Here is a 25193-nt window from a genome sequence, read left to right as displayed (position 1 = left end):
TGGATGCCACCTAGGACCGCGAGCGGAGGCGCGCGTTGGGAAGCGGAGGTGCGGGGATCGGCTTCTGGTGGTTGCCCTCGACCACTCCGAAGCGCCCGGCGCCCACGTCCTGGGAGTCCTCGACCAGCTCACCGCCACGGGTGACCTGCTCCTGCCACTCCTGGCGGTAGGCGACGACCTCGTCGTGGGTGCGGCCGACGAAGTTCCACCACATGATGATCGACTCGCCGAACGGCGGTCCGCCGAGGAGGAGCAGCCTGGTCCAGGCCTCGCCGGCCTGCAGGATCAGCGTCGTGGCGCCCGGAGGCGCATAGGCGAGGGAGTCCTTCTCCACGTCGGCCGAGGCCGGGCCGGACGGGCCGACGCCGGTCATCGACACCTCGCCGGTGTCCACCAGCACCCCGTGCTCGAACCGGTCGTCGACCGGGATCTCGAGCCGGGTGCCGGGCTCGAGCAGGATCTCGGCGCCGAGGATCTCGGAGTGGGTCCGCACCGGCGACGTCGCGCCCAGCAGGGATCCCATGAAGACCCGGACCGTCGCGCCCTCGTGCTCGATCGGCACCGGGCGGTAGTTCTCGAACGCCGGCTCGACGTCGCGGAACTCGTCGGGGAGGGCGACCCACAGCTGCGCCCCGTGCAACACGGTGGTCTCGACCGTCGAGTTCTCCGAGTGGGAGATCCCGCGTCCGGAGGTCATCAGGTTGACCTCGCCCGGGCGCACCATCCCCACCGTTCCGACCGAGTCGCGGTGCTCGATCTCGCCGGTGAACAGCCAGGAGACCGTCGCCAGGCCGGTGTGCGGGTGCGGCGGCACCTCCATCCCTCCGGAGACGACGACATCGTCCGGACCGAAGTGGTCCAGGAAGCACCACGCGCCGATCAGCGAGCGCGCGCGGGCGGGGAGGGTGCGACGTACGTTCATCGCGCGGGGACCACCCAGGGGCACGTCTCGCGGAGTGATGATCTGGATCTCGACGCCTTCGTCACCGGTCCCGCCGACACACTCGACGAGGGCGGGGTGCGCATCCAGGTTGGTCATGGCTCAACGCTACTCCCGCAGAGATCGCCCCGAGCCAATACGTCACCCCGCCATGCCGGCGTCACATCGAGGTCGCCGACGGGCTACCTCGATGCCACACGATGGGGCCGTGCTCATCGCTCAGCTCGCCAACTTCGTCGGCCCCACCTCCGGCGGGATGAAGACGGCTCTGGAGGCCCTCGCCCGCGGCTATGTCGAGGCGGGTCACGACCGGCTTCTGGTCGCCCCCGGCCCGTACGACGCGGTCACCTCGACCGACCTCGGGGACGTGGTGCAGCTCAGAGCGCCGCGCGTCGGCGGCGGCTACCGGCTGATCCTCGAGCCGTGGCGGGTGACCGACGTGCTGACCCGCTACCGTCCGACGAGCCTGGAGGTAAGCGACAAGTTCACGATGCTCCCCGTCTCCCGCTGGGCCCGGCGCCAGGGGATCGGGACGGTGCTCTTCTCCCACGAACGCCTCGACGAGTACATGCCCACCTACACCGGCATGGACACCACCTCGAAGGTCTCCACCGCACTCCTGAACCGGATGCTGGTGCGCTCCTTCGACCAAGTGCTGGTGACCTCCGACTACGCCCGGCACGAGTTCGAGCCGCTGGCCGCGACCGTCGGCTGCCCGATCGCCCAGGTGCCCCTGGGTGTCGACCTGGACTTCTTCCCTCCCTCGCTCGGACACCGCGACGACACGCTGAGGCTCGTTCACGTCGGCCGGCTCTCCCGCGAGAAGTCGCCGGATCTCGCCGTCGCCACCGCCGTCGAGCTGCACCGCCGCGGTTTCGACGTCCGGATGGACGTCTACGGCGACGGCCCGCACCGTGCCGAGATCGAGGCGCTCGCCACCGGTGCGCCGGTCTTCTTCCACGGACACGTCGCCGACCGCCACCGCATCGGCAGAGCGCTCCGCGAGGCCGACGTGGCCCTCTCCGTCTGTCCGCGCGAGACCTTCGGGCTGGCGGTCCTGGAGGCCCTGGCCAGCGGTACGCCGGTGGTGACCGCCGACCGCGGCGGCGCCCGCGAGCTCATCGACCCGATGTGCGGGGCCTGGGCTCCCGCCCACCCGGCTGCGCTGGCCGACGCGGTCATCGATGTCGCCGAGCGACCGGTGGTGGCGACCCGCCGTGCCGCCCGAGAGCGGGCCGAGCAGTTCCCGTGGGCACGCACGATCGAGGAGATGCTGGAGCTCCACGAGAGCCTCGCGAGGGAGACCACGCCGACCTACCTCGTCGCGCGCTCGCGCCAGCGGCAGGCCGCCAGACGGACCCGGCGCTACGCCTGAATGGAACCGGGTCGTCAGGGTGTCGGAGCACAGTCTCTGTTGAGAAGTCGTTACTCTGCTGTGACCCTTCCAAGTCAACGACCACGTGAGGCGCACATGAGCGAGCTGAAGACGCAGCAGCGCACGCACTTCGCCGACTCCTTCGGGCCGGTGTGTCGGGCGTACGGAGAAGATCCACTGACCTCCTACGACTATCGAGACGTCACCTGTGGCGAGTGTCGGCATGCCGCGCCCTACATCAGCGCCCTGCCCGAGCACCTCAAGCCGCGGTCGACGAGGCGGCGCTCCTGGCCGCGCTCGATGCAGGACCGGGTCTAGCAGGTCCCCCGCCCAGTAATGGCCGACGTGTCTGTCCAAACCCGGTCTGCCACCAACTGGTCGAAGTGTGCCGCGACGCGGTCGTGATCAGCGGTGCATCCGGTGAAGACGGCGAAGCTGTACACGGCCTGACCGACCATCATGCCGCCTCCACCGATGGCAATACATCCCTGCTCTTCCGCCGACTCGATCAGGGCAGTGCGAAGTGGCCGGTAGACCACGTCCGCTACCCACTGGTGCGGCGTGAGGAGTGCTGGCTCGATCGGGGTGCCCGGCGTGAGCATCGAACCGACGGGGCTTGCGTTCACGACCCCGTCGTGTTTGGCCACGCGATCGGCGACCACGTCGTGGGCGACCGTGGTGATGCCGGCGTCTGGGAAGAGTTTTCGCATCCGGTCGGCGAGCCGGTCGGCGCGGTGATCGTCGAGATCACTGAGGGTCAGGGCTGAGGCTCCTCGCTCCAGGAGCGCGTATGCCGTGGCGGCTCCCGCGCCGCCCGCGCCGACCTGCAGTACGCGGCCGAGCGGGCGCCCCGAGAGTGCGCTGAGCAGCGATTCTCCGAAGGCCTCGACGTCGGTGTTGTACCCAACCAGCCGCCCTCCGTCCTCGATGCGGATGGTGTTGACAGCACCGAGGGCCTCCGCGACCTCATCGAGCTCGTCGAGTGCGGGGATGACCACCTGCTTCGCGGGGTGGGTGACGTTGAGACCGGTGTAGCCGAGCCGCGCTGCCCCGCGCACCAATTCGACGGCATCCTCAGGTCCCAGGCCCAACGTGGGAAGGTCCAGGACGCGGTAGAGGTAGCGGAGGCCCTGATGATCCGCTTCACGCTCATGCAGAGCAGGGGTCGGAGAGTGGGTGATGCCAGAGCCGATGAGCCCGATGAGGAATTTGTCATTTCCTCCTGAGCTTGATGGGCCCCCTCTGTTCCCTGCGCGCGTTCTCGGGCTGGTCACTCCAGTGCCTTGCCGCAGGTCTCGGGCGCGAAGAACATCACTGCCGCGGTGACGAGCGCCAGCACGGCCGAGTACGCCAGGAAAAGCTGGTCGAGTCCGTGGCCGGCAAGCCAGGTCTGCAGGTACGGGGCGGTACCACCGAAGACGGCGACGGCCAGGGCGTAGGGCAGACCCATGCCGGTGGCACGCACGTGGGTCGGGAACAGCTCGGACAGGACCGCAGGAACGATTGCGGAGGTGAAGGCCGAGAGCAGCATGGTCACGGTTAGCGCGACGGTGAGCTGCCACATCTCCCCCTGGATGAGCCGACTCAGCGGGAAGGAGACCACGGCGGCACCGATGCCGAAGATGAAGTAGTGCGGCCGGCGGCCCCACCGGTCCGACAGCGACGCGATGAACGGGAGGCAGAGGATGGTGATCGACGTGCCGATCACACCGGACCACATGGCCTGCGAGGCAGCCATTCCCTTCACGTTCACCGCGTACGCGACCCCGGCGATCGACCAGGTGTAGAAGAAGACGGTGCCGCCGATCGTGATGCCGAGCACACGCAGGACCGAGACTCGGTTCTGCCACAGCCCCTGCATCAGACCGACCTCGGGGCTGGTGTCCTCATGGGCCATCTCGTAGGCCTCGGTCTCCGGGAGCCGGCGCCGGACCCACAGCACCACCAGGCCCAGTGCGCCACCGATCAGGAACGGGATGCGCCAGCCCCAATCGGCCATCGCTCCCTCACCCAAGGTGCTGGTGAGCACGGCACCCAGCAGGGTGGCCACGAGGACAGCACTCATACCCGAGACATAGATCGAGCTGGACCACAGGCCACGTCGCTCCGCTGGTGCCATCTCAGCGATGTAGGCGTGCGACGAGGGCATCTCACCACCGTGGGCCAGTCCTTGGATCAGCCGGGCCACGACCAGCACCACCGGCGCCGCGAGGCCCACGCTCTCGTACGTGGGGGAGAGACCGATGACGAGGCTGCCCAGCGCCGCCAGGCCGACCGCCAGCATCAGGGCGAGCCGGCGACCCTTCCGGTCGGCGATCGAGCCGAACAGCACCGCTCCCAGCGGTCGCATGACGAATCCGACGGCGAAGATGGCCAGTGTCGAGAGCACAGCGGCGGTGGGGTTGGCAGGGTCGAAGAACTGGGTGGCGAAGAACGGCACGAAGATCGCGTAGACGTTCCAGTCGTACCACTCGACGGCATTGCCGAGCGCGGTGCCGAGGATGACGCGGGCCTTCGTCGGCTGCGTCGGGGACGGTGTGACTGCGGGGGTTGCCGCGGCCGGGGGCTGGGTCGGGTTCATGGTGCTCTCCAAGGTTGGTCGAACAGAGAGGGTCAGATCGCGGGCACGGTGGCCGCATCAAGACGACGAGCCGCGAGCTCTGCGTACAGCGCGGCTCCGTCGGCGATGACGTCGTCGTCGAAGAGTGCGTAGGGCGAGTGGTTGTATCCCGCGTCGGCGAGGTCGATGTCGGGCGGGCAGGCGCCGAGCAGCAGGTAGCTGCCCGGCACTTCGTCGAGCACCCGCGAGAAGTCCTCCGACGCGGTCAACGGCTCGGGAAGCATGTGGTAGCGGTCCTCACCGAGCACCTCACCGACCACGGCGGTGGCGAACTCGGTCTCGGCGCCGTCGTTTCGGGTGACGGGATACTCCGGCTCGTAGCCGATCGTGGCCTGTAGACCATGGGCCGCGGCGACGCCACCCACCACAGCTCGGATCTCAGCCTCGATCCGGGCGCGGGTCTGGGGCGAGAACGTGCGGACGGTGGCCGCCATGTCGACGGTCTCCGGGATGACGTTGCGTCGGGTGCCGCCCTGCAACGAGCCCACGGTGACGATGGCTGGGTCGAACGGGTTGAACCTTCGGGCGACCCTCGTCTGAAGCGTGGTGACGATCTCGCAGGCAGCCGGCAGCGGGTCGTTGGCCAGGTACGGCGTTGCGCCGTGGCCTCCGGTGCCACGGAGCGACACGGACACGGCGTCGGAGGCGGCGAGCAGCGGGCCGGAGCGGGTGGCGACGGTGCCGCGGGGCACCAGGGCGGAATTCACATGCAGGGCGTACGCAGCGATCGGGCGTTCGCCGGACGCGTCGAGCACGCCCTCCTTAACCATGAGCCCGGCACCGTCACAGCCTTCCTCGCCGGGCTGGAACATGAACACCACGGTGCCGGCGAGTGACTCTCGCCGATCGCTGAGCAGATGTGCCGCCCCCACCAGCATCGCGGTATGCAGGTCGTGGCCGCAGGCATGGCTGACGCCGGGAACCCGGGACGCGAAGTCCAAGCCGGACCGCTCGGGCACTTCCAGGGCGTCCATGTCGCCGCGCAGGAGCACCGTGGGTCCTGGCCGCCCGCCGCGGAGCACCGCCGTCACCGACGTGAGCGCGCTGCCCGTGCTGACCTCCAACGGCAGACCTGCGAGCGCAGCCAGCACCTTCTCCTGGGTTCGAGGCAGATGCAGCCCCACCTCGGGGTTTGCGTGAATCGCCCGGCGCAGCGTGACGAGGTCGGCATGCACGGCCTCAGCCGCTTCCTGGAACGTCATGGATCGTCCTCTTCCTGATGTGGGTGACTCGCGTCATATCGACTCCAAGTCAGAGTAGGATTGAGGCGATCACGGCGGCCTGATTGGAAGAAAAGAAAACCTGAGTGGACAAATTCGATGAAAACGCTCACCTCTCCGAGATCGACTTGCAGCTGCTCCACGCCTTGCAGATCGCGCCGCGCGCGCCGTGGGGCGTGGTCGCCGAGGCAATCGGGGTCAGCGCCGTCACCGCGGCACGCCGCTGGCAGCGACTGGTCGACGGCGGGCTGGCCTGGATCAATGCCTACCCCGGGCCCGCGCTGCTGGACGCGCACACGGTGGCGTACGTCGACGTCGACTGCGAGCCGAGCCAGCGGGATTCCGTTGTCTCGGCCCTCGTGCGGGAACCGCAGGTGGCGTCGGTCGAGATCATGGCCAGCGAGCGCGACCTCTTCCTCACGGTGAACACTGCCGACATCGGCAGCCTCTCCCACCTGGTCCAAGGCCTCGGCCGGTTCGATGGCGTGCGCGGGACCCGGACCAGGATCGCCACCCGTACCTACGGCGAGGGCTCCCGCTGGCGGCTGGACGCGCTCGACACACGCGGCCAGCAGCTGGTTCAAGCAGTGGCACCGGAGATCCGCCGGGAGGGAAAGCTAGGGCCCGAGGACCGCTCGACCCTCCTGACGCTGGCACACGATGGTCGATACACCGCGGCAGAGCTGGCAGTTGCGACCGGAGTGAGCGCCCCGACGGCCCGTCGAAGGCTAGACCGATTGCTGCGAAACGGCCAGGTGTCGCTTCGCTGCGACGTTGCACACGTGATCAGCGGCTGGCCGGTAACCGCGACATTGTGGGCGCGAGTGTCGGCAACGCTTGTCGATCGGGCAGGCCAGATGCTGACCCAGATGCCGGAGGTGCGCGTCTGCTCCGCAGTCACAGGCGCAGCCAACCTGGTCGCGACAGTGTGGCTCCGGAACGTGCCAAGCCTCCAGGACTTCGAGCACCGGCTGGAAGCGCGGCTACCCGAGCTCGCTGTCATCGACAGGGCCATCACCCTTCAGACCGTCAAGCGACTCGGCTGCCTCTTGGACGAAGCCGGCCGACGCAGCGGCGTGGTCCCGATCGACCTGTGGCACTCGTCCGACTGACATCCGCGACGGCCCGACGCCCTGCCTGACTGCCTGGGGCGACACGGTGAGCCCTTCCCGCAGCCAAGGCGTTGAGCTCACCGAGATCAAACAGACACGACCTGCCTCACAACGGGAGCGCCGGGATCCCGGTTCGCTCGGGCTGCGCCGGTGTCCACCTCACCACCGACCGCGACCTGGCGAGCCCGATGATCCCGGTGACCAGCAGCGCTCCGGCGCACACCGCGACCCACAACGTGGGGGCAGAGGCGCCGAAGGCGACCACGGCTGCGACGTACGAGACCGTGGGGTTGGTGATGGTCATCGCCGCCATGGCCCAGGGCAGCGGGCCGGCGGCGAGGGCCGCCTGGGTGAGCACGATCCCGAGGCCGCAGGTGCACAGCAGCCCGTAGAACGCCGGCAGCGTGAGCAGCCCGAGGAAACCGTCGGCGGCGGCCCGGTCGGCGGTGATCTTCAGCAGCACCGAGGTGGTCGCGAAGGAGCAGCCGGCCGCGACCGCGGTGGTCGCCGCCGCGATCGGCGGCGGGAACCGGTGTGCCGCCAGTAGAAGTACGCAGATCACGACCGCCACACACCCCGCGAAGAGCGCGACGCGGCCGACGTCGGCATAGGTGCCGCCGCGATGGTCGTCGGTGACCAGCAGGATCACGCCGCCGCAGATCGCGGCACCGCTGACCCAGTCGGCGAGCGTCGGCCAGTGACGGGCGGCGATCGAGGCGAAGACGAGCGCGAAGAGCAGCTGCGTCGGCATCACCGACTGCACCACCGAGACCGACCCATGATGGAGCGCGACGGCCTGCACCCCGAAGCCGATCGCATTGATCACCGCGCCAGTGACCCACAGCGGGTTGCGCACCAGCGCCAGCATCAGCCGCTCGACCCCGGAGATCCCGCCGCTGCGCCCAGGCGCGAGCGCGCTTGCGCGCTGCTGGACCGCGGCGGAGAACGAGAAGAGGACGCATGCGCCGATGGCCAGGCTCACGGCCGCAGCATGATCCATGCTTCGACGCTAGCCCTCGAGAGGAAAGCCCACCCGCCGCTCACGCGAGCAACGCGCGATCAGCGGATGAACCCTGGGAGAGTCACATGCGGGCGCTCGTCTTGTCGAACGGCCCAACGGTCGTCCTGACAATGTGCGTCGGTGCCGTTGACGAGGACCCATTGCCCAGGCATGGCATTACCCGGCGGTATGAAACGTTTACGCCCACTTGGTAACCGTCGTGCCGTGTCGCTCGAAAAATCACACGTTGAGCATCCCTAGCGTCGTGACGCGCACGCGGACGTGTCGACGCAACTACAGCCGACTCAGAGACCGTGTTGCATTCGATGCGAACTGACGAAGAAAGGTATGAAATGAGCAAGAAGACAGGGTTGTTGCGCCGCGCCGCGGCCGTCGCCGCCTTCTCGGGTGTCGCCTTCGCGCTGACCAACGGAGCGGCCGTGGCCGCTCCGGCCGACATCGATGTACCGGCCGCCGGCGACGTGTCGCCCTCGGACCTCTCCCCCTCATCGCAGAAGGCCTGGGAGGACTTCATCCTCGGCGGCTCTTACGTGACCGAAGGCGCTTCTCAGATGGTCAGCGGCGCCTGGGTCGGCGCCCCGGGCCTGCTCCTCGCCGGCGCCACCGGCGCCCCTCTGACCCCGGAGCAGATGGCCGCCTGGGAGAACTGGGACGAGGGCGGCTACAAGATCGGCGAGGGTGCCGCGATGATGGTCGCGGGCGCCTACGTCGGCGCCCCGGGCTACGTCCTCGACCAGATCGCCGCCGGGGCGACCCCGGGCGACCTGTCGCCGAGCGAGCTCGAGCAGGTCTCGTTCCTCATCCCGGAGGACAGCCCCGCACTCGAGGGCGTTCCCACCGAGCAGGTCCCGAACCCGATGGCCCCTCTCGGCTCCTTCTGAGAGACGACATGACCGCGGCCGACCGATCGTAGGGCCCACCACGATTCGATCGGCAACGCCTACAGGTGGCCCCAGTCGTGCACCCGTGCACGGCGGGGGCCACCAGCGCATTACGCGTCACCAGACAATAATGTTGCAGTTTGACGAGCGTTACGTCATTACATTCCATTCGTCATTCAGTTGACATGGAATCCGCCGTGTCGTTCGCGTCGATCACTGTTGACCCTCCTAGCATCTGTGTCGGGCGCGAACGTATCGATACGTTATCGATCCGGGGGTCGCGTCCGTGCGTGTTGCTTCAATTCGGATTGATCAATGAAAGGTACGAAATGAACAAGAAGACAGGGCTGCTCCGCCGCGCCGCGGCCGTCGCAGCCTTCTCGGGTGTCGCCGTCGCACTGACCACCGGTACCGCCACGGCGGCTCCGGTCACCCACACGGACGACCACAACCGCACCGCCACTGAGTGTGTGAAGGAGAACACCGGCGGCGCCTCGGACCTCTCGCCCTCGAGCCAGAAGGCCTGGGCCGACTTCATCTGTGGCGCCGGCCAGGCCACCGGCGGTGCCGCTCGCATGGTCAGCGGCGCCTGGGTCGGCGCCCCGGGCCTCATCCTGATGGGCGCCACCGGCGGCGAGCTGAGCCCGGCGCAGAAGAAGGCCTGGGTGAACTGGGACGGTGGCGCTCACCAGGTGGGCACCGGTGCCGCGATGGTCGCCTCCGGCGTCTACGTCGGCGCGCCCGGCATCGCAATGGACAAGATCATGGGCGGCGCGATGCCGTCCGAGCTGTCCGACCGCGAGATGGACCAGGTCTCGTTCCTGATCCCGATGGAGAACCCGGCTCTCGACGGCCTCCCCGTCGACCAGGTCCCGAACCCGCTGCGTCCGTTCGGCACCTTCTGAGGCAGCTGACCATCGCCGAGTGATCACCCCCTACCGACTGCTCGGCGACGGCACACAGGTGGCCCTGGGAATGCACACGTGCACACCCAGGGCCACCTGCACCTTTTCACCCTGGCTTCGCACCGTGTCTCCGCTGCTCGCAGTCTCACCGGTCGACGGCGGCAGCTAGATGCACTCCGACACGCAAGCGGATCGTGCAGAGGCGCTTCTCCCGAAGCGGCTGCTGGCCGCGATGGTGCTGGTCGCGATCTTCGCGCTGAGCCTGAGCAGCTATGTCGCGCTGACTCGCTCGTTCCAGTACCAGACCCGTGACGAGGGACCGAACGCCGGCTACGCCGTCGAGCTGGCCGCGGGACGCCTGCCCACGATCGACACGCCCGTGACGACTGACGCGCACCGATATCCCTTGGTCGTCGAGGGACTGGGCACCATGGCGGACGAGCCGCATCGCCATATCTGGACCGCCAACCACCCTCCGCTCTACTACCTGATGTCGCTGCCGTTCGTGGCCACGGCCAAGGCGCTCGACGCACCTCAGGTGATGGTCGTCGGGATGCGCCTCATCAATGCCGTCGGGTCCGCGCTGTGCATCCTGCTGGTGGGCCTGATCGCCTTCGAGCTGACCCGGCGACCGGCGACCGCATTCCTGGCCACCGGCATCAGTGCCTCCTGCACCGTTCTGGTCACCGCCGGTGGGCACATCGCCAACGACGGGGTCGCGGTCGCGGCTTCATCGCTCATGTTGCTGGGCACGATCAAGATCATCGACCGCGGCCTGTCCCGAAAGCGGCTCGCCCTGGTGGCGTTCGCGGGAGTCGCCGCGGCGAGCGCGAAGGCACCCGGCGTCCTGACGGTCGTCCTGTGTGGCGCGGCGATCGCGCTGGCTCTTTACCTGGAGGACCGCTCCCGGCGCGGGGCACTCCGCGCGCTGGTGGCCTCGGGCGTGGCCACCGCAGTGCCCGGGCTGGCCACAGGATGGTTCTACGTCCGCAACATCATCCTCTACGGCGACCCGACCGCGACCGAGGCACTGCTGAGCAAGTTCGAGCGTGAGCCGAACGGGACCTGGTGGCAGGTCGCAACGGATGCCTCACTCTGGGTGGACTGGTTCGAGCGTCTGTGGGCGCCGTTGCTGGCGGAAAGGTTCGTCGTGGTCGTCGACGCGCTCGCCGTCGTCGCTGTCACAGGGCTTCTCGTGCTGTTCCTTCGCGGGAGGACCGCCAGGTCGACAGGTGCCGGCTGGCGGAGCTCGGGATGGTTGCTGCTCGGGGCACACGCGTTGGTCGTGCTGGGGAACCTGATCGGTTTCGTAGCCAGCGGAGGCAACGCCAACGACCGCTATCTGATGCCGCTCATGCCGCTTCTGGCTTCCAGCCTCGCGATCGGTCTCATCGCCATCGTCGATGTGATCCCGATCGGCTCGCCCCTGACCCGGGTTCACCTGGCTGCGGCCGCGATCACCCTGGCGCTAGGCGTGTACGGGTTCATGATCTTCGACTGGTTCGTGAGCTCGAAGATCTACGGCGGCCGCCTTCCGAACTCCGAGTCGCGGGGTGCCGAGGTCGTGGTCGCGGCCGGGCTGATGTGTGGTCTGGTCGCCGTCTGCCTCGTGGCCTGGTCTGCCAAGCCGAGCACCGCGCGGCAAACGCAACGATCGAGCCAGACGTAGGCGACACGGACGTGGACGAAGTCGCGACATGTTGCCCGACACTGTGGCGTACAGCTCAGTCGTACATCAGTGGCTCCTCGATCGCGTCCATCACGGCCCGGGCGACCCAGTAGTGGCGGCCGCCGCGGCCCGACCGGCCGGCAGCCTCGAGCCATCCGCGCCGCTCGGCGTCCTGGATCAGGTTGCGCGCACCCTGGTTGGTGAGGCCGGTCGCTTCCTGGACGCGGTTCACGGTCACGTACGGATTGGCGAACAGCAGCGTGACCAGCCCGGAGAGGTTGGCGCGTGACGTGGCGGCCTCCTCGAGATAGCTCTCCCGCAGCGCGACCAGCCGTTCGGACCTGGTCGTGGCGTCTTCGGCCGAGCGTCGCACCGCGGTGAGGAAGAACTGCAGCCACTCCTGCATCTCACCGCGTTCCCGGACGCTCTGCAGCCGTTGATAGTAGGTCTGGCGGTGGGCCTCGATGTAGCCCGAGAGGTAGAGCAGCGGCGTGGTCATCCGACCCTCCTCCATCAGCATCAGGTTGATCATCAGCCGGCCGATCCGGCCGTTGCCGTCGAGGAACGGGTGGATCGTCTCGAACTGGTAGTGCATCAGCGCGCACCGCACCAGCGTCGGGCTGAGGTCGGGGACGTTGACGTACGCCTCCCAGTCGGCGATCAGCTCCGGCAGGTCGGCCGGGAGGGGCGGGACGTACGCGGCAGTGGTGGGGTTGTCGGTCGGCGACCCCACCCATACCGGGGTCCGCCGGAACTCGCCGGGGTGACGCTCGTGACCCCGGACGCCGGTGAGCAGAGTCTTGTGGAGCTCGAGGACGAGCCGCTGGCTGAGCGGCCAGGTCTTGATGAGCTCGAAGCCCTGGCGGGTCGCGGCGAGGTAGGCCTTGACCTCGGCGATGTCCTCGTTTCTCACCGCTGCCGGGGCCGGCCGCCCACCGGCCTCGGCCTGGAGGACCTCCTTGAGCGTGGTCTGGGTGCCCTCGATCCGCGAGGAGGCGACAGCCTCCTGGGTCAGGTACGGCCCGATCAGCAGCTCGGGGTCGTGGATCAGCGCGCTCACTCCCTGCAGGCGCCCCAGGGCGGCGTCCGCGTCCGAGAGCGCCTTCACGGTGAGCGGCAGCAGCGGAAGGTCACGCGGGATGTGAGCCGGCCGGTAGTACCAGTAGGCCCACTTGTTTCCCGGCTCCCTGGTCGCGTTGCCGAACTGCGGCGCGGCGTACCTGTCTGGATCCATGTCCGGTGAACTTACCAGTTCAAGTGTTCTGGAGTTGGAAGTTGCCGGGGACTTCCAACCGCCTCTTGGAAGCAGCCCGCAACCTCCAACCTCCCTGCGATCCACGCGTGATAACGCGTGCTCCTCGGAGCTAGTCTGGCGAGGTGCAGTTCGGTCAGTATCCAGCCCCGCGCCACACCATCGCCCACCTCTCCGACCCTCACCTCTACGCCGGTGACCGGCGGATCTTCGGCAAGGTGGATCCGGCGCCAGGTCTGGAGCGAGCCCTGGCGCGGCTGCGCGGGATGACCACGCCGCCCCAGGCGATCGTCTTCACGGGTGACCTCGCCGACCTGGGCGAGGAGGGTGCCTACGTACGCCTCCGGGAGCAGGTCGAGCCCTACGCCGACTCCTTCGGCGCCGAGATCGTCTGGGTGATGGGCAACCACGACGAGCGCGAGGTCTACTCGCGGGTGCTCTTCGGGGAGGCGTCGGACGCCCCGCAGGACCGGGTCCACGAGGTCGCCGGGCTGCGGATCATCGCTCTCGACAGCACCGTGCCGGGATGGCACCACGGCACCGTCACCGAGCCCCAGCTGGAGTGGCTGGCCGACGTGCTGGCCACACCGGCGCCCCACGGCACGCTGCTGGCGATGCACCATCCGCCGCTCCCGTTGCCGCTCAACGAGGCCAGCGTGATCATCGAGCTCGACGGCCAGGACCGGCTCGCCGAGGTGCTGGCTGGCACCGACGTACGTGCCGTTCTCGCAGGTCACCTGCACTACTCGACCAGCGCGACCTTCGCCGGCATCCCGGTCTCGGTCGCGTCCGCGAGCTGTTACACCGCTGCCCCGGCGACCACCGACCGCTACTCGGCCTCCGTCGACGGCCACCAGGCGATCTCGCTGGTCCACCTCTACGACGAGGGTGCCGGCGGCGTCCCCGGTGCGCCGGTCGTCCACACCACCGTGCCCATCGGCGAGGCCACCGAGGTGGCCGGCTTCCCCTCCACGGTCCTGGAGAAGCTCGGCCCGATGACCCCGGCCGAGCGCCGCGACCTCTTCTCCCGCAAGGGCAAGGCTGCCCGCGCCCTGCGGCGTCAGCTTCGAGACTGACGAAAGCAGTCCTCGATCTCCGACTCGAGGCTGATGTGGGTGCACGCCCGCTCAGGCCAGGCTGGTCGCCACAGTCAACGACGACAGGAGCAGCCATGTCTCGGACCATCGTCCGCACGGGCACCGCAGCGATCGCCGCGGTGCTCCTCCCCCTGACCGCAGTCCCGGCCGCGTACGCCGATCCCGAGCCAGGCCCCGGGCCGGCGGCGGTCTCACCGGACCCGACCGAGCTGACCAAGCAGGCGACCGCGATCGCCGAACGAGCCGCTGCCAAGCAGCAGGGGCTTCGGACCAAGTCGGCCGCTCCCACCACGATCGAGCTCGATCGTGCCGTCGACGAGCTCATCGCCGATGGTGCGGTAGGGGTCACCGCCCGGGTCGAGGCGCCCGGCCTGGAGTGGTCGGGAGCTGGCGGCGTACGCGAGGTCGGCAAGAAGAAGCCGGTCCGGCCGGGCGACCGCTTCCACGTCGCCAGCAACACAAAGACGCTGATCGCGACCCTGGTGATGCAGGAGGTCGAGCGCGGCGGCTGGACCCTGGACACCCCCGCCAACGACCTGCTCCCCGGCACCTTCCCCGAAGGCGTCACGATCAAGCACCTGCTCAGCCACACCTCCGGCGCCCCGCGCGGCCCGGAGGAGCTGATCTTCGATCGCATCGAGGACCCGACCTCGTGGGAGCAGTCGATCGACGCCCTCGGTCAGTACTACTCCGAGGCCGAACACCTCGCCGTCATGCGCGAAACCGGCTGGCTCTTCGAGCCCGGCACCGATTTCTCGTACTCCAACTACGGCTACGTCGCTCTCGGGGTCATGCTCGAGAAGGAGACCGGGGAGAGGGTCGAGGACCTCGTACGCCACCGGGTGCTGAAGCCCGCGGACATGCGCCGGAGCGCGTATCCGACCGATGCCCGCAACCGCGGGCCGTTTGTCGAGAACGCCGCCTACTTCGAGGGCGAGTGGCGGCCGATGACCGACCTGCACCCGAGCGTCTTCCACGCCGCGGGAGCGGCGACGAGCACGACCGAGGACCTCGCCGACCTCAACGAGTCGCTCCTGACCGGGCGCCTGGTCAGCCCGGCAACCGTCGAGAAGATGCTGCCCCCGATCGCGGGCAGCGCCGACCCGTCGTACGGCTTCGGGATCTACGCGGTCGCCGACCCGTGCAAGCCGGGCGAGTACCTCTACGGTCACGACGGCGCCCACTTCGGCGCGCAGTCGATCAGCTGGGGCTCCCCCGACGGCACCCGTCAGATCACGCTCGGCTGGACCGGCCGTGACCTCTCCGGTGGCACCGAGCCGCTCTATGACCTCGGCCTGCTGCTCGAGCCGATGCTGCTCGCGACCTGCTGATCCGGATCCACAGCCGGCGGCCGTCGCCGCGGTCAGGGTTGTCAGGGTCGCAGGATGCGACGCTCGATGGCCGTGGCGACGGCGCCGGCGCGGGTGTCCACGCCGAGCTTGGTGTAGATGTGGGAGAGGTGCGACTTGACCGTCGCCTCGCTGACCAGGAGCTCGCGGGCCATCTCCTTGTTGCCGAGCCCGCGGGCGAGGAGCCGCAGGATCTCGACCTCGCGCGGGCTCACCTTCGGCGTCGGCGAGGCCGCCCGTTGAAGCAGCCGGGTGGCGACCGACGGCGCCAGCACGGTCTCTCCGCGAGCGGTGCCGCGGATCGCCCGGAACAGCTCATCGGGCGGCGCGTCCTTCAGCAGGTAGCCCGAGGCGCCGGCGTCGACGGCCTCGAGGACGTCGGCCTCGGTGTCGTACGTCGTCAGCACCAGCACGTGCGGCGGGGACGGCAGCTCGCGGACCAGCCGGGTGGTCTCGGCACCGCCCGGCCCGTCGCCGAGGCTGAGGTCCATCAGCACGACGTCCGGCTGCGTCTCGCCGACGACGGCGACCGCCTGGGTCGAGTCGGCTGCCTCGCCGACGACGTCCAGGTCGTCCTGGGCATCCACCAGAGCGCGTACGCCGGCCCGGACGACCGGATGGTCGTCGACCAGCACCACCCGGATGCGTTGTTCAGCCACGAGGTTCCTCTCGTTGGTTGGATGTCTGTCCGGCCGCGAACGAGACCGCGACGACCGTCCCCTCGCCCGGGGCGCTCTCGATGACCAGGTCTCCGCCCAACAGGCGGGCACGAGCCCTCATCCCCGCAAGTCCACGACCGCGCAGGCCGTCTGCCTCGTCCTTCAGATCGGCCGGGTCGAAGCCGGTCCCGTCGTCGCGTACGTCCAGGGCGACCGCGCCCTCGTAGAAGGTGAGGGACACGACCGCGGTGGTCGCACCTGCATGCTCGGCGACGTTGGCGAGGGCACCCCGCAGAGTGCGTACGACGGCCGTCGCCACGCGTCCGCCGACCTCGTGCGGGTCGCCGTGGACGTGGATCGGAACCGTGAGTCCGGTGGTGGCTGCGACGTCGTCGGCGACCTGACGTACGGCGGTGACCAGGGCCGATCCTCCGGCCAGCTCCGCGGGCGCGAGGTCACGGACCACGCGTCGCGCCTCGTCGAGCGAGGATCGCGCCATGGCCGCGGCCTGGTCGACGTGGCCGCGGGCGTCCGCCCGACGGGACTCCCACTCCTGGTCGGCCGCCAGGAGCAGCAGGTTGATGCTGGTCAGCCCCTGGGCGACGCTGTCGTGGATCTCCCGGCTCAACCGAGCGCGCTCGGCCACTACACCGGCTCGGCGCTCGGCGTCGGCGACCTCGTCCTGGGCCGCCTCGAGCTCGTTGAGGAGCGCCCGCCGCGTCGCCGCGTCGCGCTCCAGGGCCCGGTAGGCGGTCACCGCGAGCACCGCGACGCACACCGGGCCCAGTAGCACGGTCGGATCGGCCAGACCGGTCATCCGGCTCCAGGCGACCGCGACGACCGCGACGAGGAACACCGTGGCGGCCACCGCCCAGCGGAACGGCAGGACCCTCAGCGCCAGGAAGACCAGCGGCACCGCGGCCCACGAGAACGAGGGCGCGATCAGCGCCAGCACCGTCCAGCAGGCGACCACTGCGGCCAACCAGACGACCGCGCCCGTGCCGGTCAGACGGCGGCCCGCGGCGTAAGCGATCAGGAGGAGGACGGCGCCGGGCAGGACGACCTCGGCCTGGTCGCCGAAGCCGTGGCCTTGCAGGTAGCGGACCACCGAGGCGACGACGAGCACCACCAGCGAGATGTGCAGCCACCGGTCGAGCATCGTCTGCCCGGCAAGGATCCCGCCGGCGGCGGGCGGCGGGGCTGGGGTGGGCGCGGCATCGGTGGACATGGTTGCTCCAGGCTAGGCGTCGATGCGGCCGGCCGGCATCATCCGATCGGCTATCCGGGGTGTCGCCGTACGGCTATCCAGACGTCGCCGGTCACCCGATGCCCCGACCCCTCCTCGGCGGCGATGGTTGATGCATCAGCTCGAACCACTTGAGGAGAACCACCATGCGTACGTCCCGAATCGCCGCCCTCGCCGGACTGGCCGGCATCGCCGCCACGGCCACCATGTCCTTCACCGCTCTCGGCAAGGGCACCGCGGCCAGCGCCGCGGAGGGCAACGGTCGCCCGGCGAGCTACCTGCTCGAGGGTGACCCGTCCGCCCAGGGTGGCTCCAAGTTCGAGGGCATCGGCGTGGACAAGGAGACCGGCGCGTTCTACGTCAGCGAGGTCACCGGCGGCGAGATCCAGCGGGGCACCGCCGACCGCACCCAGGCCGAGGAGTGGCTGGGCGGCGACGGCACCGACGGTCGCTACACCGCGCGCGGCATCACCGTCGACGACGAGGGCCGCATCTACATCGCCGGTGGCCCGAACGGTACCGGGAACGACCGCCCCGACCTGTGGGTCTACAGCCCCGAGGGCGAGCTGCTCGCCGCGCTGCGCGTCCCGGACAACACCGCGTTCCTGAACGACGTCGCGATCGGTCCTGACGGGGCTGCGTACTTCACCAACTCCAACGACCCCACGATCATCCGTGTCGCCGAGGGTGCCAAGACGACCGGAGCGAGGTCGAGCGGCGAGCTTGCTCGTCCGCTCGTGCCGAGCGAGGGAGTAACCGCGCGAAGCGCGGACGGCTGGCAGGCCACCGAGTGGGCCGACGGCAGCTCGCTGATCACCCCGCGAGAGGGCTTCAACCTCGGTGGCATCGTGCTCAGCCAGGACCGCTCCGCATTCGTGGTCGCCCAGGGCACCACCGGCCAGCTGTGGCGCTTCTCGATCGCCACCGGCGAGGTCAGCGAGATCGACACCGACGGCGCCGACCTGCGCAATGCCGACGGTCTGGTCCGGCAGGGTCGCGACCTCGCCGTGATCCGCAACTTCGACAAGCAGCTCGTCCACCTCGAGCTGAACCCGTCCGCGACCTCCGCGGAGAACGTCTCGTCCCGCGCGACCGATCCTGACCGCGTCCTCACCACCGGCAAGCTGCTCGGCGGCCGGATGCTGATGGTCGACAGCCACTTCGACGAGCAGACGGCGCAGGGGCCGTACGAGATCGTCACCGCCAGGATGCCGCGATGACCGTGCCCACGTCGGTACGGCCACACCGCTGGCCGCTGGCCGCTGCGGCCCTGGCCGTGCTTCTGGCAGGCTGCGCCTCGGCGTCGGAGACCGCCAAGCCGTCTCCTTCGCCATCGAGCTCTCCGTCGAGCTCTGCGTCCGCCGAGCCGAAGGCGGCGAAGACCACCCCCGACCCCGAGGAGCTCGAGCGGATGAACGAGCAGCTGATCAAGGCCGCCTGGGACAACGACGTGGCCCGTGCCCGCGACCTGATCCGGGCCGGCGCGGACGTCAACCACGCCGACGACACCCAGCAGAGCGCCTATCTCATCGCCGCGAGCGAGGGTTATGTCGACCTGCTCGACCTGACCCTTCGCAACGGTGCGGAGATCAACGCCAAGGACTCCTACGACGGCACCGCGCTGATCCGCGCCGCCGAGCGCGGCCACGCCGACGTCGTGGGCCGGCTGGTGCAGGCCGGCATCGACCTGGACCACGTCAACAACCTCGGCTGGACCGCGCTGCACGAGGCGATCGTCCTGGGCGATGACGGTCCGGACGCGGCCGACACCGTGCGGGTGCTCGTCGCGGCCGGTGTCGACATGTCGGTCAAGGCCGGCCGGGACGGGAAGACCGCCCTCGAGCACGCCGAGGAGCGCGGGTTCGACGCGATCGTGTCGACGCTGCGTACGGCCTCCGAGCGCGTGGCCGACGGCGACCAGCAGCTCCTGCGGGCGGCGGCCTCAGGCGACGCGGACGCGGCCGTGGCTGCGCTCCGCGGCGGCGCCGACCTGGAGGCCCGAGACAGCAACCGGCGTACGCCGCTCCTGCTCGCGGTCACCGACGACCACCTCGTGACCGCCCGTCTGCTCGTGCACCTGGGAGCAGATCCGGACGCCCTCGACGGCCAGCACGACACGCCCTGGCTCGTCACCGGCGTCACCGGGAGCGTCCCGATGGCCGAGCTCCTGCTCAGCGTCGACCCGGACCTGACCGTGCGCAACCGCTACGGCGGCCTCTCCATCATCCCGGCCAGCGAGCGCGGGCACGCGGAGTACGTGGAGCGGGTCGCGAAGACCGCCATCGACGTCGACCACGTCAACGATCTCGGCTGGACCGCCCTGCTCGAGGCTGTCATCCTGGGTGAGGGCTCCGACCGCTGGCAGCGCATCGTCAGCAGCCTGCTCGAGCACGGCGCCGACCCGAGCATCGCCGACCGCGACGGCGTCACTCCGCTCCAGCACGCCCGCAACCGCGGCTTCACCGAGATCGCCCAAATCATCGAACGGCACAGCATCGAGCAGCACCGCGGCTGACCTGCCGCGTGGCCCGAGCTCGAGGCCCTGACAGTCGTGGCCCCGACCAGTTCCCCCGCTGGTCGGGGCCTCGATCCCAGCAAGGCGACCCTAGCTCAACGAACACCCTCGAGGCGCAGCGCATCACACGACCAGCCGACCTGCCTGAAAGCTCCTCTGCCTTCTCGGCTGGCGTTTCGTCGCTTGGACCCCGCGTCGACGCAGTTGGCATCGGCCGCGGTCGGGGAACCGGCCTGTCGTGGACCCGAATTGGTGTAAGTCCTCGACCTATCTGCGTCTGGTGAAGCGGATGTCGCCGTTGGGCAGGCGTTCATGGAGGTACGCGGGTCGTGTGCGCGGTGGTGGTGATGGCTGCAAAGGAGCGCGGCGTTGTCGAGGTCGGTTGTTCCGCTTTGTGCCCAGGCGAGCCAGTGGTGGGCTTCGGCCCAGGTGCCGGGGATGTCGCAGCCTTCGGCTTCACAGGTCGCTGACCTGAGCAGGAGCGCTCGGCGTTGCGCGGCGGTGAAAAAACGTTCGTTGCGGCCGAGGTCGAGAACCTCGGAGGCACCCCCGAGGACGGCGGGGATGATGCCCGCGGTGCACGCGAGCCGGCGGGCTTCGGCTGCGGTGATCGGGGCGCCGCCGAGGATCTGGCCGATGCCGGCGTCTTTGCGGAGCTGGTCGAGTTCGATGGTCACGATCACCGTGGTCGCATCGCCGCCGTGGATGGGGAGCCGGGTCGGGTCGAGGGTTTCCAGCATCTGGCAGAAGGCTCGTCCGAGCCTGCGGTCATAGGGCAGGTACTCGCCGGTCTCTGTCCGGGTGCCGTCATCACGGCGCGGGGAGGCGAAGGCTTCGAGGTTGGTGGCGAGCCGGTCCGCGCTCGCGTCCGGGATGACCGCAGTGATGCGGGTGGTGCCGTCCCCGACCCGGCGCATGGTGAGCCGGGTCTTCGTGCGGGCGTGGGCTTCTTCGGCTGCGAGCCGCTTGGCTTCTTCGGCCTCGGCGATCTCGGGGGCGATGAGATCCAGGATCCGGCGCCCCAGGCGGCGCAGCCGGGCGGGGTCGAGCTGGGTCGCGTAGCCGACCAGAGCCTCTTCAGCTTTGGACTTGATCTCGGGGTCGAGGTCGCCCGGCAGTTCGTCGAGAGCCGCGACGATCACCTCGGCTTGGGCGAGGTTGCAGTCCCCGGCGCGCATCGCCGCAGCGACCCGGCCATAGGTGCGATCCAGAGCACTAGCGAGCCTCAGGTCGGCTCGCAGGGCATCTGGGCGTTGGTGGGTGTGGTGATGCAGCCACGCGGCCACATCACGCGCAGCGCTGTCCGCAGCCACATCATCAGCAGCCGCGATCACGCGTAGCTCGAGCTCCGCCAGCTGGGCTTTGGCCCGGGCGATCTCGACGAGTGCGGCGGCCTTCTGATCGGTCGCCATGAACGACGGATTCGCATCCGCCACCTGGTCCAGGGAGGCGGTGATCGCGACCACGGCCTCCAGCACAGGATGCTGGGGCTGTTGCAGTGCGGTCATCACGATCACCTCCCGACGTACGAACTCAAAGGATCTGCACACACGCAGATCCGGCTTTGGTTCGCTGGTCCCGGAGGCCCGTCAAACACGGGCTATTACTTACCCTCGCAGCTCAGCGCTCACGCCCCTGGATCCCCTGGAATACCCCACACCCGTTGTCTCCCGGGCGGAGAGGCACGCCTCTGTCGAGGTGGTCGGCCTTCACGTTCACGCCTACCCCCACCATAACATATTATGTGAGGTGAGCGAAGGAAAAAGATCGAAAACCCGATCAGGGACAGATATCCCAAACCCAACCCGAACCGCTGCTGGAAGCCCGCAAGACACCCAAATGGCACCCACCCAGACACCCTGCTTCTAAACCTCCCAACCCAGACAACGTATTGGCCCCACCCGTGCTGGGACCCGACACGAGACCAACGGACACACATCCCCCGTCCCATCCGCAGGCGGCCAGCGGCCTGTTCAACCGGTACCGGCGCCACTACGACGAGCCCAAGCTCCGCTCGGCCTCTATCGGAGGTCAGGAGCCTAGTCCCGGGTGAACGTGACCTGCTGGACGTCGATGTAGTCGGCGGCGAACCCGGCCCGGGTGTACTCCAGGTAGAAGTGCCACATCCGCAGGAACGTCTCATCGAACCCGAGCGCCCGGACCTCGTCGGCATGCTCACGCAACGCGATGTCCCACCGCCGCAGGGTCTCCGCGTAGTGGGCGCCGAACGAGAGCCGGCTGCGCACCCGGAGTCGGGTGTGCGCGTCGACGACATCGGTGATCGCTTCGGTCGAGGGGAGGAGGCCGCCGGGGAAGATGTACTTGGTGATCCAGGTCTCGGTGTTCCTGGTGGCCAGCATCCGGCCGTGCGGCATGGTGATCGCCTGGATCACCGCCGTGCCACCCGGGGCCAGGACCTCGTCGATCTTCGCGAAGTAGACCGGCCAGAACCGTTCTCCGACCGCCTCGATCATCTCGACCGAGACCACCGCGTCGTACGTCCCCTCGACGGCCCGGTAGTCGCACAGCTCGACGTCCACCCGATGGCCCAGACCGGCCGCGCCGATCCGGCGACGCGCCAGCTCGGCCTGCTCGACGGAGAGGGTCACCGAGGTGACCTGGGCGCCTCGGGCGGCGGCCCGCAGGGCGAGCTCGCCCCAGCCGGTGCCGATCTCGAGCAGCCGGGAGCCCGCTCCGACTCCCGCCTCGTCGAGGATCCGGTCGATCTTGCGGTGCTGGGCGAGCGCCAGGTCCTCGGTCGAGGGCAGGGAGGAGAACAGGCCCGCCGAGTAGCTCATCGTCGGGTCCAGGAAGAGCGCGAAGAAGTCGTTGGACAGGTCGTAGTGGTGGCCGATGTGCTCGCGGGCGTTCTCGGGGGTGTTCAGGTCCTTCTCGCCGCGGCGCCGCTCGTAGACCCCACGCAGTCGCTGCGCCCATCTGGGAAGGAGACCGTCCAGGTCCCGGCACAGCACGGTCAGGGTCTCCCCCAGCTCCGGTGCGTCCCAGGCGCCGGTCAGGTACGCCTCGCCGAGTCCAATCAGCCCATGGCGGCTGAGCCGGGCGTAGAGCTCCTCGGGCCGGTGCAGCACGATGTCGGCCGGGCTGCCGTCCTCGCTCACGCTGATCCCGAGCCGCTTCGTGGCGGCCCGGAACAAGGTCGCGGCGGCAGCAGCGGTCAGCCGGGTGAGCGGTCCGGTGGGTGCCTCTTGCAGCATCGGCCAACGGTCCGCGACCCGGGCCTGGGTGGTGGGTGCTTCGATGGTGGTCATCGGACTCCTTCCTGGTGGTGCCGTGGTCGTCTCTGGACCGGCAGACGTCGTAGCCACAGCGCTGCGCCGTGGAGGTGGATCCAGGCCACGCCGAGAAGCGCGGCCGGGGCGGAACGGAGCGCGGCTCCGAACCGCGGTTCGACCCGGGAGCCGCGTACGGCGGCGTCGAAGACGGTCCCGTCCTCGGTGTTGAGCCGGACGGTGACCTGGAGCCGGCCGTCGGGTGGAGGCACGGTCAGGTCGTAGTGGCCGTCGACCCCGTGGAACGGCGAGACGTACATCGCCTTCGCGACGCGTGCGCGATGCCGTTCGTCGGGATGGACGAGGTAGGCGTGCCTGTCGCCGTAGGTGTTGTGGACCTCGACGACGGTCGCCAGCGGTTCCCCGGAGGCTGACGTGCACCAGTAGACGGTGATCGGGTTGAAGCAGAACCCGAAAGCCCTCGGCTGGGCCGCCATCAGCACGCGTGCGTCGCCCAGGTCGAGATCGTGGAGCTTCAGGAACGCGGCGAGGTTCTGCCGGATCGAGAGATCGGGGTCGCCCAGATGGTCACGAGCTTCGAACCGGCCGAGGATGCCATGGTCGGGCAGCCGGTCCAGCTCCACCACCTGCCAGTACGAGCGGTGCACGAACCGGTTCTTCAGCGGTCCACGCCGGGTGTGGCTGATCGTGGTCCGATAAAGGCCGGTCGCGGACTCGTCGGGCCGCTCGATGCCCTGCTCCTCAGGACGCGTCCAGGAAATGCCGAGTCGCTGGGCCGCCCGTGCTCCGGAGCGGGCGCCGTCCTCGTGGAAGCCCCAGCCGCGCCACGCGCCGGCGAAGACCAGCCGGTCGGAGTCCAGCTCGTCGGCACGCTGCTGGGCAGCCACCGACTCCGGGGTGTAGAGCGGGTGCTCGTACTCCATGGTTGCGATGACCTTGTCCGGGTCGATCAGGTCGGCCCCGCCCAGAGTCACCAGGTGACGTACGCCGCCGGGAGTCGGCAGCCGCATCAGCCGGGTGAGGTCGTAGGTGAGCGTGACCTGCCCGCGGCCCGGGCGCTCCAGATAGTTCCACGACGCCCGGGTGCGCTCGTCGGGTGGCAGCAGGCTGGTGTCGGTGTGCAGCTGGGCCTGGTTGGCGGAGTACGGGAACGCGCCCAGGATCTCCCGTTGGGCAGCCGTGGGCTCGCCCAGCATGGCCAGCGACTGTCCCGGGTGGGTGGCCAGCACGACGGCGTCGAAGACCTCGGTCTGTCCGTTGCCGTCGGTGATCTCGACACCGGCGTCGGTCTCGACCACGGTGACCACCTTCGTCGAGGTCAGCACCCGGCCGCCACGGTCGCGGATCGCGGCGGCGGCCCGCTCGACGTACGTCGCCGACCCACCCGTGACCGTGCGCCAGCGCGGTGAGCCGAAGACCTGCAGCATCCCGTGGTGGCTGAGGAACTCGAAGAGGTAGCGAGCCGGGTAGCTCAGCGCGGTCTCCGGGTCGCAGGACCACACCGCGGCGACCAGCGGGGCCATGAAGTGGCGGCGGAAGTGCGGGGTGAAACCGTGCTCGTCCAGGAACGCCTCGAGGGTGCGGTCGTCGGGCTCGCCGCCGGCGAGCAGCGCCCGGGCGGCCCGGTGGAACCGCGGGATCTCGGTGAGCATCCGCAGGTGCGTAGGCCGCAGTGCCCGCCGGTCGGGCAGCACGCCGCGAAGCCCGCGCGCCCCCGCGTACTCGATGTCGGCGGCCTCCGAACGCACCGACATCGACATCTCCGAGACCTGGGTCGGAACGTCGAGCTCGGCGAAGAGCCGAAGCAGAGTCGGATACGTACGCCGGTTGTGCACGATGAAGCCGGTGTCGATCGCCAGCTCCCTGCCGTCCGGCGCGGTGACGCGGTGGGTGTCGGCGTGGCCGCCCAGCCGGTCGTCGGCCTCGAACAGAGTGACCGCGCTGTGCAGCGATGCGACGTACGCCGCGGTCAGCCCGGCGACGCCGCTGCCCACCACGGCGGTCCGGCGGCGTTCGTGGGTGCTGCTCATCGGGCTCCTCGAGGGTCGAAGCGGGCGACGACGCAGAGGCGTCGTCACCCG

Annotated in this window: 21 protein-coding genes; 10 read left to right on the top strand and 11 right to left on the bottom strand. The window is 69.4% G+C overall.

Annotated elements, in window-relative coordinates; translation table 11 throughout:
- Positions 1-10: 10 nt before the first annotated feature.
- Positions 11-1039, bottom strand: a complete 1029-nt coding sequence (locus BJ988_RS27115) for a pirin family protein (RefSeq protein ID WP_179660939.1) — start codon at positions 1037-1039, stop codon at positions 11-13.
- A gap of 91 nt (positions 1040-1130) precedes the next feature.
- On the opposite strand from BJ988_RS27115, the gene BJ988_RS27110 reads away from it, so the two are divergent.
- Entirely contained in the window at positions 1131-2315 is a 1185-nt protein-coding gene (locus BJ988_RS27110; RefSeq protein ID WP_218861131.1) for a glycosyltransferase, read from the top strand.
- Between the two features lie 96 nt (positions 2316-2411).
- Positions 2412-2633, top strand: coding sequence for a hypothetical protein (locus BJ988_RS27105; protein WP_179660937.1), 222 nt, complete (start codon positions 2412-2414; stop codon positions 2631-2633).
- Here BJ988_RS27105 and BJ988_RS27100 read toward each other — a convergent pair.
- From BJ988_RS27100 to BJ988_RS27090, 3 genes are read right to left on the bottom strand one after another with little or no spacing between them, the layout of a single operon-like run.
- The gene (locus BJ988_RS27100; protein WP_179660936.1) at positions 2630-3589 is read right to left on the bottom strand and encodes a shikimate dehydrogenase; all 960 of its coding nucleotides are present in this window, start codon (positions 3587-3589) and stop codon (positions 2630-2632) included. The two genes, BJ988_RS27105 and BJ988_RS27100, sit on opposite strands and share 4 nt — an antisense overlap.
- On the bottom strand, positions 3586-4896 hold the full coding sequence (locus BJ988_RS27095; RefSeq protein ID WP_179660935.1) for an MFS transporter: 1311 nt from the start codon (positions 4894-4896) through the stop codon (positions 3586-3588). The genes BJ988_RS27100 and BJ988_RS27095 overlap by 4 nt, the downstream gene beginning before the upstream one ends.
- 32 nt (positions 4897-4928) lie before the next feature.
- Entirely contained in the window at positions 4929-6137 is a 1209-nt protein-coding gene (locus tag BJ988_RS27090; protein WP_179660934.1) for a M20 metallopeptidase family protein, read from the bottom strand.
- A gap of 104 nt (positions 6138-6241) precedes the next feature.
- Between BJ988_RS27090 and BJ988_RS31500 the strand changes: the two genes are divergently transcribed.
- The gene (locus tag BJ988_RS31500; RefSeq protein WP_179660933.1) at positions 6242-7267 is read left to right on the top strand and encodes an AsnC family transcriptional regulator; all 1026 of its coding nucleotides are present in this window, start codon (positions 6242-6244) and stop codon (positions 7265-7267) included.
- 106 nt (positions 7268-7373) lie between these two features.
- On the opposite strand, the gene BJ988_RS27080 is transcribed toward BJ988_RS31500, so the two are convergent.
- Positions 7374-8267: a DMT family transporter gene (locus tag BJ988_RS27080; RefSeq protein ID WP_179660932.1), complete on the bottom strand. Its 894-nt coding sequence runs from the start codon at positions 8265-8267 to the stop codon at positions 7374-7376.
- Between the two features lie 353 nt (positions 8268-8620).
- On the opposite strand from BJ988_RS27080, the gene BJ988_RS27075 reads away from it, so the two are divergent.
- The 3 genes from BJ988_RS27075 (at position 8621) to BJ988_RS27065 (ending at position 11743) form a co-directional block, all read left to right on the top strand.
- The gene (locus BJ988_RS27075) at positions 8621-9169 is read left to right on the top strand and encodes a type III effector (protein WP_179660931.1); all 549 of its coding nucleotides are present in this window, start codon (positions 8621-8623) and stop codon (positions 9167-9169) included.
- A gap of 329 nt (positions 9170-9498) precedes the next feature.
- Positions 9499-10074 (top strand): type III effector, encoded by a 576-nt coding sequence (locus BJ988_RS27070; RefSeq protein ID WP_246321588.1) that lies wholly within the window; start codon positions 9499-9501, stop codon positions 10072-10074.
- 169 nt (positions 10075-10243) lie between these two features.
- A complete protein-coding gene (locus tag BJ988_RS27065) occupies positions 10244-11743 on the top strand; it encodes a phospholipid carrier-dependent glycosyltransferase (RefSeq protein WP_179660930.1) in 1500 nt (499 codons plus the stop codon).
- Between the two features lie 55 nt (positions 11744-11798).
- Here BJ988_RS27065 and BJ988_RS27060 read toward each other — a convergent pair whose 3' ends face one another.
- On the bottom strand, positions 11799-12977 hold the full coding sequence (locus BJ988_RS27060; RefSeq protein ID WP_179660929.1) for a Fic family protein: 1179 nt from the start codon (positions 12975-12977) through the stop codon (positions 11799-11801).
- A gap of 143 nt (positions 12978-13120) precedes the next feature.
- Here BJ988_RS27060 and BJ988_RS27055 point away from each other — a divergent pair, with 143 nt between their 5' ends.
- Together BJ988_RS27055 and BJ988_RS27050 are read left to right on the top strand one after the other, a co-directional pair.
- Positions 13121-14071, top strand: coding sequence for a metallophosphoesterase (locus tag BJ988_RS27055; RefSeq protein ID WP_179660928.1), 951 nt, complete (start codon positions 13121-13123; stop codon positions 14069-14071).
- Positions 14072-14166: 95 nt separating this feature from the next.
- Complete coding sequence (locus BJ988_RS27050; protein ID WP_179660927.1) at positions 14167-15423, top strand: serine hydrolase domain-containing protein; 1257 nt, start codon at positions 14167-14169, stop codon at positions 15421-15423.
- 41 nt (positions 15424-15464) lie between these two features.
- On the opposite strand, the gene BJ988_RS27045 is transcribed toward BJ988_RS27050, so the two are convergent.
- Positions 15465-16100 carry a response regulator gene (locus tag BJ988_RS27045; protein WP_179660926.1) on the bottom strand — a complete coding sequence of 212 codons (636 nt, stop codon included), beginning with the start codon at positions 16098-16100 and terminating at the stop codon, positions 15465-15467.
- Positions 16093-17328, bottom strand: a complete 1236-nt coding sequence (locus BJ988_RS27040) for a sensor histidine kinase (RefSeq protein ID WP_179660925.1) — start codon at positions 17326-17328, stop codon at positions 16093-16095. The genes BJ988_RS27045 and BJ988_RS27040 overlap by 8 nt, the downstream gene beginning before the upstream one ends.
- 164 nt (positions 17329-17492) lie before the next feature.
- On the opposite strand from BJ988_RS27040, the gene BJ988_RS27035 reads away from it, so the two are divergent.
- Both BJ988_RS27035 and BJ988_RS27030 read left to right on the top strand, forming a co-directional pair.
- Positions 17493-18566 (top strand): SMP-30/gluconolactonase/LRE family protein, encoded by a 1074-nt coding sequence (locus BJ988_RS27035; protein WP_179660924.1) that lies wholly within the window; start codon positions 17493-17495, stop codon positions 18564-18566.
- Positions 18563-19861: an ankyrin repeat domain-containing protein gene (locus BJ988_RS27030; RefSeq protein WP_179660923.1), complete on the top strand. Its 1299-nt coding sequence runs from the start codon at positions 18563-18565 to the stop codon at positions 19859-19861. Before BJ988_RS27035 ends, BJ988_RS27030 begins: the two co-directional genes overlap by 4 nt.
- A 95-nt stretch (positions 19862-19956) precedes the next feature.
- Here BJ988_RS27030 and BJ988_RS27025 read toward each other — a convergent pair whose 3' ends face one another.
- From BJ988_RS27025 to BJ988_RS27015, 3 genes are all read right to left on the bottom strand, one after another.
- On the bottom strand, positions 19957-21369 hold the full coding sequence (locus BJ988_RS27025) for an HNH endonuclease signature motif containing protein (protein ID WP_246321587.1): 1413 nt from the start codon (positions 21367-21369) through the stop codon (positions 19957-19959).
- Positions 21370-21900: 531 nt separating this feature from the next.
- Positions 21901-23130, bottom strand: coding sequence for an SAM-dependent methyltransferase (locus BJ988_RS27020; protein WP_179660922.1), 1230 nt, complete (start codon positions 23128-23130; stop codon positions 21901-21903).
- Entirely contained in the window at positions 23127-25142 is a 2016-nt protein-coding gene (locus BJ988_RS27015; RefSeq protein WP_179660921.1) for an FAD-dependent oxidoreductase, read from the bottom strand. Before BJ988_RS27015 ends, BJ988_RS27020 begins: the two co-directional genes overlap by 4 nt.
- Positions 25143-25193: the final 51 nt, after the last annotated feature.

The sequence above is a fragment of the Nocardioides panzhihuensis genome (assembly GCF_013408335.1).
In the GTDB taxonomy this organism is placed as follows: Bacteria; Actinomycetota; Actinomycetes; order Propionibacteriales; family Nocardioidaceae; genus Nocardioides; species Nocardioides panzhihuensis.
The sequence above is the reverse complement of the archived record's forward strand: the minus strand, read 5'-3'. Positions and strand labels throughout refer to the sequence as shown.

Bases quoted from the DNA above. Each gene is read 5' to 3' on its own strand.
- BJ988_RS27115 (WP_179660939.1), bottom strand. From the start codon at position 1,039: ATGACCAACCTGGATGCGCACCCCGCCCTCGTCGAGTGTGTCGGCGGG.
- BJ988_RS27110 (WP_218861131.1), top strand. From the start codon at position 1,131: ATGCCACACGATGGGGCCGTGCTCATCGCTCAGCTCGCCAACTTCGTC.
- BJ988_RS27105 (WP_179660937.1), top strand. From the start codon at position 2,412: ATGAGCGAGCTGAAGACGCAGCAGCGCACGCACTTCGCCGACTCCTTC.
- BJ988_RS27095 (WP_179660935.1), bottom strand. From the start codon at position 4,896: ATGAACCCGACCCAGCCCCCGGCCGCGGCAACCCCCGCAGTCACACCG.
- BJ988_RS27090 (WP_179660934.1), bottom strand. From the start codon at position 6,137: ATGACGTTCCAGGAAGCGGCTGAGGCCGTGCATGCCGACCTCGTCACG.
- BJ988_RS27080 (WP_179660932.1), bottom strand. From the start codon at position 8,267: ATGGATCATGCTGCGGCCGTGAGCCTGGCCATCGGCGCATGCGTCCTC.
- BJ988_RS27075 (WP_179660931.1), top strand. From the start codon at position 8,621: ATGAGCAAGAAGACAGGGTTGTTGCGCCGCGCCGCGGCCGTCGCCGCC.
- BJ988_RS27070 (WP_246321588.1), top strand. From the start codon at position 9,499: ATGAACAAGAAGACAGGGCTGCTCCGCCGCGCCGCGGCCGTCGCAGCC.
- BJ988_RS27065 (WP_179660930.1), top strand. From the start codon at position 10,244: ATGCACTCCGACACGCAAGCGGATCGTGCAGAGGCGCTTCTCCCGAAG.
- BJ988_RS27060 (WP_179660929.1), bottom strand. From the start codon at position 12,977: ATGGATCCAGACAGGTACGCCGCGCCGCAGTTCGGCAACGCGACCAGG.
- BJ988_RS27050 (WP_179660927.1), top strand. From the start codon at position 14,167: ATGTCTCGGACCATCGTCCGCACGGGCACCGCAGCGATCGCCGCGGTG.
- BJ988_RS27040 (WP_179660925.1), bottom strand. From the start codon at position 17,328: ATGTCCACCGATGCCGCGCCCACCCCAGCCCCGCCGCCCGCCGCCGGC.
- BJ988_RS27035 (WP_179660924.1), top strand. From the start codon at position 17,493: ATGCGTACGTCCCGAATCGCCGCCCTCGCCGGACTGGCCGGCATCGCC.
- BJ988_RS27030 (WP_179660923.1), top strand. From the start codon at position 18,563: ATGACCGTGCCCACGTCGGTACGGCCACACCGCTGGCCGCTGGCCGCT.
- BJ988_RS27025 (WP_246321587.1), bottom strand. From the start codon at position 21,369: ATGACCGCACTGCAACAGCCCCAGCATCCTGTGCTGGAGGCCGTGGTC.
- BJ988_RS27020 (WP_179660922.1), bottom strand. From the start codon at position 23,130: ATGACCACCATCGAAGCACCCACCACCCAGGCCCGGGTCGCGGACCGT.
- BJ988_RS27015 (WP_179660921.1), bottom strand. From the start codon at position 25,142: ATGAGCAGCACCCACGAACGCCGCCGGACCGCCGTGGTGGGCAGCGGC.